The sequence below is a fragment of the Streptomyces sp. CA-243310 genome (assembly GCF_050936775.1).
Classification (GTDB): Bacteria; Actinomycetota; Actinomycetes; order Streptomycetales; family Streptomycetaceae; genus Streptomyces.
In genome coordinates, this window is sequence record NZ_JBNJMF010000002.1 from 2,430,389 (window position 1) to 2,442,188 (window position 11,800).

Sequence of the window (11,800 nt, forward strand, 5' to 3'; positions counted from 1 at the left end):
GGTTGCGGACGGGGCGGGGAGGGTCAGCGGCCCGCGCGGTTGACGGCGGAGATGACCGCCTTCAGGGAGGCGCGGGTGGTGTTGGCGTCGGTGCCGATGCCCCACAGGACGCGGCCGTCGATCGCGCACTCGATGTACGAGGCGGCCACGGCGGAGGCGCCCTCGCTCATCGTGTGCTCGGTGTAGTCCAGCAGGCGGGCGTCGATGCCGATGCCGGCCAGGGCGTCGAAGAAGGCCGAGATCGGGCCGTTGCCGGTGCCGGTCAGCACGGCGTCGACGCCGTCCACGACGGCCTCGACGGTCAGCGTGTCCGTGCCGTCCTTGTCGGTGGCGGTCGAGCCGGAGCGCAGCTGGATGCGTCCCCACGGGTTCTCCGGGTTCGGCAGGTACTCGTCCGAGAACACGTCCCAGATCGCCTTCGGCGTGACCTCGCCGCCCTCGGCGTCGGTCTTGGCCTGGATGATCCGGGAGAACTCGATCTGCATGCGGCGCGGCAGGTCCAGCTTGTGGTCGTTCTTCAGGACGTAGGCGATGCCGCCCTTGCCGGACTGCGAGTTGACGCGGATGACCGCCTCGTAGGAGCGGCCGACGTCCTTGGGGTCGATGGGCAGGTACGGGACCGCCCACTCGATGTCGTCGACCGTCTTGCCGGCGGCGGCCGCGTCGGCCTCCATCGCGTCGAAGCCCTTCTTGATGGCGTCCTGGTGGGAGCCGGAGAAGGCGGTGTAGACCAGGTCGCCCGCGTAGGGGTGGCGCGGGTGGACCTCCATCTGGTTGCAGTACTCGCTGGTGCGACGGATCTCGTCGATCTGCGAGAAGTCGATCTGCGGGTCGATGCCCTGGGAGAACAGGTTCATGCCCAGCGTGATCAGGTCGACGTTGCCGGTGCGCTCGCCCTGCCCGAACAGGCAGCCCTCGATGCGGTCGGCGCCGGCCATCAGCGCCAGCTCGGCGGCGGCGACGGCGGTGCCGCGGTCGTTGTGCGGGTGCACGGAGATGCAGATGTGCTCGCGGCGGGTCAGGTTGCGGGCCATCCACTCGAAGCGGTCCGCGTGCGTGGACGGCGTCGAACGCTCCACGGTGGCGGGCAGGTTCAGGATGATCTCGCGACCCTCGCCCGGCTGCCAGACGTCACAGACGGCCTCGCAGACCTCCAGGGCGAAGTCCAGCTCGGTGTCGGTGAAGATCTCCGGGCTGTACTGGTAACCGAAGGTGGTCTCCGGGCCCAGCAGCTTCTCCGCGTACTCCATGACCAGGCGGGTGCCGTCGACGGCGATCTGCTTGATCTGTTCCTTCGAGCCGCGGAAGACCACGCGGCGGAAGGTGGGGGCGGTCGCGTTGTACAGGTGGACGGTCGCGCGCCGGGCGCCGACCAGGGACTCCACGGTCCGCTCGATCAGGTCCTCGCGGGCCTGGGTCAGTACGGAGATGGTGACGTCGTCCGGGACCGCGCCCTCTTCGATGATGGAGCGCACGAAGTTGAAGTCGGTCTCGCCGGAGGACGGGAAGCCGACCTCGATCTCCTTGTATCCCATGCGCACCAGCAGGTCGAACATCTCGCGCTTGCGGGCGGGGGTCATCGGGTCGATCAGCGACTGGTTGCCGTCGCGCAGGTCGGTGGACAGCCAGCGGGGGGCCTTGGTGACGCGGGCGTTCGGCCAGGTGCGGTCCGGGATCTCGACCTGCTCGTAGAAGCCGTACTTGTGCACCGGCATCCCGGAGGGGCGCTGGGTGTGGGTCGCGTTCGTGATGGGCGTGGGGCGACCGACAAAAGGCTGCTGGCTCATGGCGTAGGGCTCCTCGCGTGTCCGCGTGTAGTTCGCTGGGACGGCCGACGGGCGGTCGCAAAACCGCAACACCAAACTCCGCGGGGAGGGGGCCGGCCTACGACTACAGACCCTCGCCGCGGCAGCTAAGGAGAAGCAGCCCGAAACGCATGATGGACCGAGCCTAGCCGAGCCGCGCCGTGATGCGAGGACCTGTTTCAGTATGCAAGACCGGGTGGTCCGTTTTGCACCGTTTGTGAGGTAAAGCTCTTTCCCGGCCGTCAGGTCCGGTCGATCCGTCAACGTGGCGCGGGCGCTTTCAGACAACCGAATGAATCATGGTCGCTGCTAGTGACAGGACAATCACGTACTGCCACATTGCCCGCATGGACGCCACTCACCACCCCGCGCACCCCGTCTTCTGCACGGTGGTCCCGCCCCACCTCCTCGACCGCATCGCCCGGTCCGAGAACACCCGTCGCGCCGACGCCGCGCAGCGCACCCTCGAACGCGACTCCCTGCTGCGCACCCGGCGCCGGGTCACCACCGTCCGGGGCGTCGCCCCGACGCTCGGCGCGCCCGTGTCCGACGCACCGCGCCGCACCGTGTACGACGCGCTGCACCGCACCCGGCTCCCCGGGAACAAGGTGCGCGGGGAGGGTGACGCCCCGACGCGGGACGCCACCGTGAACCGCGCGTACGCGGGACTGGGGGCCACGTACGACCTCTTCCTGAAGGGCTTCGGCAGGCGCTCGATCGACGACTCGGGGCTGCCCCTGGACGCCACCGTGCACTACGACGAGGACTACAACAACGCCTTCTGGGACGGCCGCCAGATGGTCTTCGGCGACGGGGACGGGGACCTCTTCCTCGACTTCACGGTGTCGGTGGACGTGATCGGCCACGAGCTGACCCACGGCGTCACCCAGTACACGGCCAACCTGGAGTACCGGGGCCAGTCGGGAGCCCTGAACGAGTCGATGTCCGACGTCTTCGGCTCCCTGATCAAGCAGTACTCGCTGGAGCAGACGGCGGACCAGGCGGACTGGCTGATCGGCGCGGGACTGCTGGGCCCCCAGGTCAGCGGCGTCGCGTTGCGCTCGATGAAGGCACCCGGAACGGCGTACGACGACGACGAGCTGGGCAAGGACCCGCAGCCGGCGTCGATGGACGACTACGTCCGCACGCACAGCGACAACGGCGGCGTGCACATCAACTCCGGCATCCCCAACCACGCCTTCTACATCGTGGCGACCGAGCTGGGCGGCAAGGCCTGGGAGCGGGCCGGGCAGATCTGGTACGACACCCTCACCGGCGGGGAACTCGCCCCGGACGCGGAGTTCGCGGACTTCGCCCGGCTGTCGACGGCTGCGGCCGTCGCGCGCCACGGGGACGGCGGCCCCGAGCACCAGGCGCTCCAGAAGGCGTGGTCGACCGTCGGCCTGGGGTAGCCGGCCGATCCGGGGTAAGAAGGCGGGCATGCGGATTCTGGTGGTGCGGACGGGCGGTTTCGCGGGCATCGAGCGCCGGGCCGAGGTGGACACCTCGGGCCGGCCGGACGAGGACGAGTGGCGGCACCTGGCCCGGCAGGCCCTGCTGCCGGGGCCGCCGGGACACGGGCCGGACCGGGTGCGGGACGGCTTCTCGTACCGGATCACGGTGGACGGGCGGACGGTGTCCTGCGCGGAGCCGTACCTGTCGGACGCCCAACGCGATCTGATCTCGCGCGTGCTGAAGGAGGGCGCGTAGGCCACCCCTCGGGCGCCTGCGGTCGTCCTGCGGTAATTGGGAGGCCTTCGAGCAGGCGCTTTGCTTGGATTGGCGGATGACCACAGAGATTCTTTCCGCCCTTGAGCGGTTTTACGACACGGTCCCGCGCGTGGGCGGAGCCCGGGCCGAGGACTTCGGGCCGCTCACCCTGTTCGTGCGGGAGGGCGAGGGGTGGTCGTACTACGCGCGCCCCTCGCTCGGCGGACCCGAGGCTTCCGCGGCCGACGTGGAACGGGTGCTCGCCCGCCAACGGGAGCTGAAGGTACCCGAGGCCTTCGAATGGGTGGCCGAAAACAGCCCCTCGTTGCGGGCCTCGGTGGAGGCGGCGGGACTGCGCGTCAGCTCGCATCCGCTGATGGTGCTGGAGTCCGTGCGGCCGACCCCGGCCCATCCGGACGTACGGGTCCTCGGCGCGGACGACCCGCTGCTGGCGGCGGCGGTGACGGTGCCGGCGCTGGCGTTCGCGGCCCCGGGCACGGCGCTGGGCGAAGCCGGGACGACCGAACTGGCGGCGGCGCTGACGGATCCGTCGGTGGAACCGCGCCGCGCGCGGCTCTCGGATCAGCTCGCCTCGGGCGGCACGGGGATGGCCGCGGCCGTACGGGACGGCGTGGTGCTCTGCTCGGGCCAGTACATCCCGGTCGGCGACGTCGCGGAGGTCGTCGCCGTCGGCACCCTCCCGGCGGCGCGCCGGCAGGGCCTGGCCCTCGCGGTGACGGCGGCCCTGGTCGAGCAGGCGCTCGCGAGCGGGGTCCGGACGGTGTTCCTGTCGGCGGGAGACGAGGACGTGGCCCGGATATACGGCCGGATCGGCTTCCGCCGCATGGCCACCGCCCTCATCGCGGAGCCCGTGGCACCCCCGGAGTAGCCCTCCGGACCGGCCGGCGGGGAGTCGGGCGCGGTGCGGCGGCTGCCCGGACGGGCGCCCGGACGGCCGGACGGCCTGGCGGTTGCCGAAACGGCAAGAGTCTTTGGCGTTTCGGGGGGCCCGGGCGGAGCATCGGCGGCACAGGCACCCGGACGGTCGGGGCCTGGCCCGCGCCCCTTCCCGCAGAGACCGAGGTCCTCGTGTCCGACCACGCGCACACCCACGCCCAGCCGCCCACCCCCGAGCCCGGTGTCACGGGCGAGGAGTTCTGGGACGGCCGCTACCGGGAGAACGACCGGATCTGGAGCGGCGAGGCCAACACCGCCCTGGTCCGCGAGGCGGGGGACCTCGCCCCCGGCCGGGCCCTGGACCTCGGTTGCGGCGAAGGCGGCGACACCGTCTGGCTGGCCCGGCGGGGCTGGCGGGTGACCGCGAGCGACATCTCCGGGGTGGCCCTGGAACGCGCGGCCTCGCACGCGGCGGACGCCGGCGTCGGCGACCGGGTGGAGTGGCAGCGGCACGACTTCGCGCACTCGTTCCCGGCCGGCGAGTACGACCTCGTCTCCGCCTGCTTCCTGCACTCGTACGGGGAGTTCCCGCGCGAGCGGATCCTGCGCCGGGCCGCCGCCGCCGTGGCCCCCGGCGGAGTCCTGCTGATCGTCGGCCACGCGGGCTGGGCGCCCTGGCAGGAGCCGCCGGTCGAGGGCGTGCGCTTCCCGACGCCCACCGAGGTCGTCGCCGACCTGGAGCTGCCGGACGGCGCCTGGGAGGTGCTGCTGGCCGAGGAACACGAACGGGCCCAGAACCGGCCTGACGGCCGGCCCGGGACCCGGTTGGACAACGCGGTGAAGGTCCGCCGGCTGCCCTAGTGCTTTTCGTCCTGGTCGAGGTCAGAAGCCAAGCTTGCGGAGCTGCTTGGGGTCGCGCTGCCAGTCCTTGGCGACCTTCACGTGCAGGTCGAGGAAGACCGGGGTGCCGAGCAGCGCCTCGATGTGCTTGCGCGACTTCATCCCGACCTCCTTCAGGCGGGAGCCCTTCGGGCCGATGATGATGCCCTTCTGGCTGGGCCGCTCGATGTAGACGTTCGCGTGGATGTCCAGCAGCGGGCGGTCCGCCGGGCGGTTCTCCCGGGGGATCATCTCCTCGACGACGACGGCGATGGAGTGCGGGAGCTCGTCCCGTACGCCTTCCAGCGCGGCCTCGCGGATCAGCTCCGCGACCATCACCATCTCGGGCTCGTCGGTGAGGTCGCCCTCCGGGTACAGCGGCGGGCTCTCGGGCAGCAGCGGCGCGATCAGGTCGGCCAGCAACTGGACCTGGCTGTCCCCGACGGCCGAGACGGGGACGATCTCGGCCCACTCGAAGCCGAGCTCGGCGGCGAGCTGGTGGATGGCCAGGAGCTGTTCGGCGAGCTGCTTGGACTCGACCAGGTCGGTCTTCGTCACGATGGCGATCTTGGGGGTCTTCTTGATCCCCGCGAGTTCCTTCGCGATGAACTTGTCGCCGGGGCCGAGCTTCTGGTCGGCCGGCAGGCAGAAGCCGATGACGTCGACCTCGGACCAGGTGGAGCGGACGACGTCGTTGAGGCGCTCGCCGAGCAGGGTGCGCGGCTTGTGCAGGCCGGGGGTGTCGACCAGCACCAGCTGGGCGTCCGGGCGGTGCACGATGCCGCGGACCGTGTGGCGCGTGGTCTGCGGCCGGTTGGAGGTGATCGCGACCTTGGTGCCCACGAGCGCGTTGGTCAGGGTCGACTTCCCCGCGTTGGGGCGGCCGACGAAGCATGCGAAGCCCGCGCGGTGCGGGGCGGTGGGCTCGGGGGAACGATCGCTCATACGGGCCATTCTCCCCGATGCGGCTCCCAGCGCCGACCAGCCCACCGCCAGGACGGTCGAAGCGCCCGCCAGGAAGGTGGTCAGGAGGGGGTGCGCGGCATGCTCGACGGCGCCCTCGGCGGTGGCCCCCGCGGCCTGTGCCCGGATCGTCAGCCGGGTCCACTCCAGGGTCGGCGGGCCGTCCCACCTGCTGCTCAGCCGCACGTCCTGCCCCGGCAGCAGCTCGGCCGGCAGGCCGGTGAGGGTCCGCTGCGACAAGGTGCGCCCGAAGGCCCCGGAAACGGTGAGGGCGGCGCGGGGGCGGAGGGTGACATTGCCCCGGTTGTGGAGCGTGTACGTGACCTCGGCGCGTCCGTCGCTCCCTCCGACCCGGACGTCCCGGACGGCGAGGGCGGGCGCGGTCGGCCCGGTGACCCGGAGATGGAGGCGGGCCGCGACCGCCTTCCGCACGTCGATGCCGGAGCCCGCGCCGGCGGGTCGGTCCTCCAGGGCCACGACGGCGCCGGCGTGGTCCCCCGGCTCGGCCCGGTCGGGGACGGTGACGGTGAATCCGACGTCGACCGATCCCCGGGCCGGCACGGTCACCCGCTCCCGCGCGAGCGCGGTCCACGCGGCGGTGGCGCGGCGCGGCTCGTCGGGTCCGCGGACCGCGAAGCCGCCGTCGCGGGCCGTGTTGTGGGCATCGGCGACGTAGAGCCGGAAGGTGCGGGGGCGGTCGGTGCGGTTGGCGACGGTGACGGTGTCCCGGGCCACCGTGCCGGGGGCGGCGGCGAGGTGGAAGTACGGGCGCTGTCCGACGGCGGTGGCGGCGGGGAGCACGGACCACCGGCCGTTGTCGGCGGCGGTCGCCGGTCCGGCGCCGGCGAGCCAGGCGAGGCCCGCGACGACGAGGGCGACGGGGAGTCGCCGCCACCGGGCGACCGACCGCGTCACGACAGGGTCAGCGTCAGGACGGCCGTGTACGACCCCGGCGGGGTGTAGGGCGGGACGCGCAGTTCCACCCCGGCGTCCACCGTGAAGGTCCCGCCCGCCGGCGCGCCGTCCGCCGTGGAGGCCAGCACGGCCCCCTCCGGGCCGACCGTGCCCGCGCTGCCCGCCCGACAGGCGCTCGGGCTCCCGGCCGCCGCGACGCACCGCGGGGTCCACGTCAGGGAGGCGCCCGGGATCCGGACCCCGCCCGGTCCCGCGAAGTCGGTGACCCTGCCGACCAGCGACCAGCCCGCCGGGCCGCCGCGCGCGTCCTCGACGGTGACGGTGCCGATCCGGCCGCCCGCCGACCCGCCGTCCCCGTACGAGACCGCCCCGAGTGTCACGGACTCCCCCGCCTGGGCCATCGTCAGCACGCCCGGCTCGACGACCGCCGTGACCCTCCGGGTGCCCTGCGAGGGCGGGGCGGCCCCGATCACCGTGGTGGCGTCGATCACCGAGGCGGCCCCGATCACCGTGTAGGCGGCGGGTCCCGATCCGCCCCGCGCCGACCAGGCCGCGCCCTCGTACGCGACCACGCCCGTCGTCCCCTTGTCGGTGACCGGCAGCTCGGCCCGGACCACGCCCCGCTCGTCGGCGGCGGCGGCCACCCGGTCGGCGGTCTCGGCGGCGCCGGTGCGGCCCGCCACCGTGACGGCCGCCCCCGGGGCGAAGCCGGAGCCGGTGACGGCGACCCTCGCGCCCGGCTTCCCGTACGCCGTCCCCAGCGTGAGCGCGCGCAGGTTGGCCTCCGGCAGGGGGGCGGCCGTGAGGCGCTGGGACACGGGGGCGGGTCCGGACGCGGTGCACGGGGTGTCCAGGTCCGCGGGGTGAGCGGTGTGCAGGCTGTAGCCGCCCGGGGCGAGGGTGATCTCGCCGGGCGCGGTGACGGTGAAGGTCCCGGTCATGGTCACGCCCGGCAGGGCCGCGCCCGCCGGCACCGGGTCGTTGCGCCGAATGCCCACCACGGTCACCTCGCCGCTCTGCGCGCCCGCGAGCACGATCCGCCCGGTGGGGGTCACCGCGTCGGCGGGAAGTTCGCCCGCGACGGGGTTCACGGCGGGGGTCGCGATGATCCGGTACGTCACGGTGACGGTGGCGCCGACCTTCGGGGCGGGGTCGTCGACGCTGATCCGGGCCGTCGTCGGCCCCTCGGCGGGCGGCAGCCCGGCCTCCTGGGGCGGGAGACAGAGCGTGGGGAACTCCACCTGTCCCGGGGGCGGCGGCTCCCCCTCGGCGGCCGGCGCTCCGCCGGTCGTGGCGGCCAGCAGGACCACCACGCCGCCCACCGCGAAGGCGGCCGACCACCGTCTGTCGCGCGCCCCGACCCGTCCCGTCCGTCCTGCTCGCACTGTCCGCCCCCCGCGTTCGCCGCCCGCGTTCCGTCGCCCCGGCAGGGGGTCAATTCACGAGCGGGCGGCGGGAGAAGTCAATGCGCGGAACCGGCAACAACTGATGACCCATCAGAAGATGGGAGGGTGTCCGACCCGCCCGGACCGGCCGCCCCGGCCGACCCCACCGGGGCGCCCGAGGCCCGGAACGTGCGCCGGTACGCCGTCGGGCTCACCCCCAACGCCGCCCGCACGTGCTTGCGCAGCGACTGCGCCGTCCCGAAGCCCACCTCCCGCGCCACCTGTTCCATCGCCAGTTCCGTGCGCTCCAGCAGCCACCGGGCGCGCTCCACCCGCTGCCCGACGATCCACTCCCCCGGGCTGACCCCGGACTCCTCGCGGAAGCGGCGTGTGAACGTCCGCACCGACATGGACTCCTGCCGGGCCAGGTCGCTCAACCGGATCGGTTCGTGCAACCGGTCGAGCACCCGGGCGCGCGCCGCCGTGGTACTGGCCGACTGCGTTTCGGGGACCGGACGTTCGATGAACTGCGCCTGCCCGCCGTTGCGGTGGGGCGGTACGACGGTCCGCCGGGCCACCTCGTTGGCCACGGCCGCGCCGTGGTCGCGGCGCACGATGTGCAGGCACAGGTCGATGCCGGCGGCGACCCCGGCGGAGGTCAGCACGTCCCCGTCGTCCGTGTAGAGCACGCCGGGGTCGACCCGCACCGCCGGGAAGAGCCGCTGGAAGTGCTCGGCGGAGGCCCAGTGGGTGGTTGCCCGGCGGCCGTCGAGGTACCCGGCGGCGGCGAGGACGTAGCCCCCCGTGCAGATGGAGACCAGCCGGGTACCGGGTCGGATGTGACGGAGCGCCGCGCCGAGCGCCCCGGTCAGCCGGCCCTCCTCGTACACCGGCCCCAGCTCGTACGAGGCGGGCACCACCACCGTGTCGGCGGTGGCCAGCAGCTCCGGGCCGTGCTCGACGTGGACCGCGAAGTCGGCGTCCGTGACCACGGGGCCGGGACGGAGCGCGCAGGTGAGGGTCTCGTAGAAGGGCCGCCCGGCCGGGTCCTTGGCGTACCCGAAGATCCGGTGCGGGATGCCCAGCTCGAAGGGCAGCAGACCGGCGAGGGCGAGTACGACGACACGGTGCGCACGGGACTCCATGGCCCGATCGTAGCGAAGCATGTCGTTCGGGCCACTGTCGGCCGACGCCTGCGGGCCGGAAGCTGACTGCGTGACGCAGACAGCCTCCACCCCCGCATCCACACCCGCCCCCACGCCGGCCGCCCCCGCTCCCGCCGCCCCGCGGAAGACGGGGCGCGTGCACCGCGCCTGGTTCGCGGCGGCCGTCGCCTTCGTGACGATCATCGGCGCCGCCGCCTCCGCCTCCCTGCCCGGCCTGCTCATCGAGCCGTTGCACGAGGAGTTCGACTGGTCGCGCGGCACGATCGGGCTCGCCGTCTCGGTGAACCTCGCCCTCTACGGGCTCACCGCGCCCTTCGCGGCGGCCCTGATGGACCGTTTCGGCATCCGCAAGGTGGTCGCCGTCGCCCTGCTGGTCATATCCGGCGGCACCGTGGCCACGCTCTGGATGACCGAGTCCTGGCAACTGATCCTGTTCTGGGGCGTGCTGGTGGGCCTGGGGAGCGGCTCGATGGCGCTGGCCTTCGCGGCGACGGTCACCAACCGCTGGTTCATCGCCCGGCGCGGGCTCGTCACGGGCATCCTGACCGCGGCCGGGGCGTCCGGTCAGCTGATCTTCCTGCCGCTGCTGTCCTGGCTGGTCGAGCACCACGGGTGGCGGCCGGCGGCGGTCACGGTCTCGCTCGCGGCGCTGGTGGTCGTCCCGTTCGTCTGGCTGCTGCTGCGCGACCACCCGGCGGACGTGGGCCTCGCACCGTACGGGGGCGCGTACGCGGAGAAGCCCGCCCCGGTCCCCGGAGCCGCGCGCCGGGCGCTGACGGTGCTGTTCAAGGCGGCCCGCACCGGCCCCTTCTGGCTGCTGGCCGGCACCTTCGCGATCTGCGGCGCCACCACGAACGGCCTGGTGCGGACCCACTTCGTGCCGGCGGCCCACGACCACGGCATGCCGGTGACGGCCGCCGCCGGGCTGTTGGCGGTGATCGGCGTGTTCGACGTGGTCGGCACGATCGCCTCGGGCTGGTTCACCGACCGCTTCGAGGCGCGCCGCCTGCTGGCCGTGTACTACGCCCTGCGCGGGATCTCGCTGATGTTCCTGCCGATGCTGCTGGCCCCGTCCATCCACCCGCCGATGATCTTCTTCATCATCTTCTACGGCCTGGACTGGGTCGCCACCGTCCCGCCGACCATCGCGCTGTGCCGCGAGCGGTTCGGGGAGGACGGCGCGATCGTCTTCGGCTGGGTCCTGGCCTCGCATCAGGTGGGCGCGGCCGTGGTGGCCTTCCTGAGCGGCCTGGCCCGCGACGCCTTCGGCTCGTACGACCTGGTCTGGTACGCGTCGGGCGGCCTGTGCGCGATGGCCGCGCTGATGGCGATGGTCATCCGCCGCCGGCCGGCCGTGACCACGGCCGCCGCCACGGCCTGAGCGCCCCGTGCCGCCGACCGGGCACGGCCCGGCCCGGCGGACGTCGGGACGCGGCGGACGCTCCGGAGCCGGTCAGCCGGCCGGGGTCGTGGACCTGAGGGTGCCGTCCGGGGCCGCGAGGAGGACCGGGGTGTCGGGGCCGCCGAGGTCGCCGACCGCGGCGCGATCGGCGTCGGACGGGGCATCGGCCGCGCTGACCACGGCCGCGGCCTCCAGGGACCGCGCCCCGCTGGCCACGGCCATGGCGACGGCCGTCTGGAGCGCGCTCAGCTTGAGGGAGTCCAGGTCCACGGTCCCGGCGACGTACGTACGACCCGTCTCGTCCCGGACCGCCGCCCCCTCGGGCACCCCGTTGCGGGCACGGGCGCTGCGCGCCAGCGTGATGATCTTCTGGTCCTCGGGGTCGATCCCGGTGTTCCCGGTGCTCTCGGTCATGGGCGAAAGCATAAGGAGCGCCTCGACGGGCCGTGCGACGACCCCGCCGAGGCGCTCTCCCCTCCGTCCCCTCGCCCCCCGTGGACGCGGGGTGCCCGGCAGACGGATCTTGCTCGGGATGCACCAAACCCAAGCACCGGCCGAGAACGACCAACGATCCATGGGCCCCGGAAGCAGGTGACCTTCGCCCCTGCCCCGCTGCCCCGAACGCCCCGTTGCCCCCGACACCCCGGCCTCCCGGCGCACCGGATCAGACCTGTCGGC

Annotated in this window: 10 protein-coding genes and 1 pseudogene; 5 read left to right on the plus strand and 6 right to left on the minus strand. The window is 73.4% G+C overall.

All coding sequences use genetic code 11. The features are described 5' to 3' along the window. Positions 1-23: 23 nt before the first annotated feature. Positions 24-1,787: a 2-isopropylmalate synthase gene (gene leuA, locus ACQEVM_RS28620; protein WP_433083720.1), complete on the minus strand. Its 1,764-nt coding sequence runs from the start codon at positions 1,785-1,787 to the stop codon at positions 24-26. 365 nt (positions 1,788-2,152) lie between these two features. Between leuA and ACQEVM_RS28625 the strand changes: the two genes are divergently transcribed. From ACQEVM_RS28625 to ACQEVM_RS28640, 4 genes are all read left to right on the plus strand, one after another. Continuing rightward, on the plus strand, positions 2,153-3,217 hold the full coding sequence (locus ACQEVM_RS28625; RefSeq protein WP_433083721.1) for a M4 family metallopeptidase: 1,065 nt from the start codon (positions 2,153-2,155) through the stop codon (positions 3,215-3,217). A gap of 28 nt (positions 3,218-3,245) precedes the next feature. After that, entirely contained in the window at positions 3,246-3,515 is a 270-nt protein-coding gene (locus ACQEVM_RS28630) for a protealysin inhibitor emfourin (RefSeq protein WP_433083723.1), read from the plus strand. A gap of 76 nt (positions 3,516-3,591) precedes the next feature. Then, positions 3,592-4,404: a GNAT family N-acetyltransferase gene (locus ACQEVM_RS28635; protein WP_433083725.1), complete on the plus strand. Its 813-nt coding sequence runs from the start codon at positions 3,592-3,594 to the stop codon at positions 4,402-4,404. Positions 4,405-4,604: 200 nt separating this feature from the next. Further along, positions 4,605-5,273 (plus strand): SAM-dependent methyltransferase, encoded by a 669-nt coding sequence (locus tag ACQEVM_RS28640; protein WP_433083727.1) that lies wholly within the window; start codon positions 4,605-4,607, stop codon positions 5,271-5,273. A 21-nt stretch (positions 5,274-5,294) separates the two neighbouring features. Here ACQEVM_RS28640 and era read toward each other — a convergent pair whose 3' ends face one another. From era to ACQEVM_RS28660, 4 genes and pseudogenes are all read right to left on the minus strand, one after another. Continuing rightward, positions 5,295-6,245 (minus strand): GTPase Era, encoded by a 951-nt coding sequence (gene era, locus ACQEVM_RS28645; RefSeq protein WP_404135315.1) that lies wholly within the window; start codon positions 6,243-6,245, stop codon positions 5,295-5,297. 498 nt (positions 6,246-6,743) lie between these two features. Beyond that, a pseudogene (locus tag ACQEVM_RS28650) lies at positions 6,744-7,169 on the minus strand (WxL protein peptidoglycan domain-containing protein); the annotation flags it as partial. Continuing rightward, entirely contained in the window at positions 7,166-8,554 is a 1,389-nt protein-coding gene (locus tag ACQEVM_RS28655) for a beta-xylosidase (protein WP_433083729.1), read from the minus strand. The gene ACQEVM_RS28655 and the pseudogene ACQEVM_RS28650, both read right to left, overlap by 4 nt. A 77-nt stretch (positions 8,555-8,631) precedes the next feature. Beyond that, positions 8,632-9,699 carry a GlxA family transcriptional regulator gene (locus ACQEVM_RS28660; RefSeq protein WP_433083731.1) on the minus strand — a complete coding sequence of 356 codons (1,068 nt, stop codon included), beginning with the start codon at positions 9,697-9,699 and terminating at the stop codon, positions 8,632-8,634. A 70-nt stretch (positions 9,700-9,769) separates the two neighbouring features. Here ACQEVM_RS28660 and ACQEVM_RS28665 point away from each other — a divergent pair, with 70 nt between their 5' ends. After that, positions 9,770-11,101, plus strand: a complete 1,332-nt coding sequence (locus tag ACQEVM_RS28665) for an MFS transporter (protein WP_433083733.1) — start codon at positions 9,770-9,772, stop codon at positions 11,099-11,101. 72 nt (positions 11,102-11,173) lie between these two features. Here ACQEVM_RS28665 and ACQEVM_RS28670 read toward each other — a convergent pair whose 3' ends face one another. Beyond that, on the minus strand, positions 11,174-11,536 hold the full coding sequence (locus ACQEVM_RS28670) for a cytidine deaminase (protein ID WP_053681982.1): 363 nt from the start codon (positions 11,534-11,536) through the stop codon (positions 11,174-11,176). Positions 11,537-11,800: the final 264 nt, after the last annotated feature.

Bases quoted from the DNA above. Each gene is read 5' to 3' on its own strand.
- ACQEVM_RS28635 (WP_433083725.1), top strand. From the start codon at position 3,592: ATGACCACAGAGATTCTTTCCGCCCTTGAGCGGTTTTACGACACGGTC.
- leuA (WP_433083720.1), bottom strand. From the start codon at position 1,787: ATGAGCCAGCAGCCTTTTGTCGGTCGCCCCACGCCCATCACGAACGCG.
- era (WP_404135315.1), bottom strand. From the start codon at position 6,245: ATGGCCCGTATGAGCGATCGTTCCCCCGAGCCCACCGCCCCGCACCGC.
- ACQEVM_RS28630 (WP_433083723.1), top strand. From the start codon at position 3,246: ATGCGGATTCTGGTGGTGCGGACGGGCGGTTTCGCGGGCATCGAGCGC.
- ACQEVM_RS28670 (WP_053681982.1), bottom strand. From the start codon at position 11,536: ATGACCGAGAGCACCGGGAACACCGGGATCGACCCCGAGGACCAGAAG.
- ACQEVM_RS28660 (WP_433083731.1), bottom strand. From the start codon at position 9,699: ATGGAGTCCCGTGCGCACCGTGTCGTCGTACTCGCCCTCGCCGGTCTG.
- ACQEVM_RS28625 (WP_433083721.1), top strand. From the start codon at position 2,153: ATGGACGCCACTCACCACCCCGCGCACCCCGTCTTCTGCACGGTGGTC.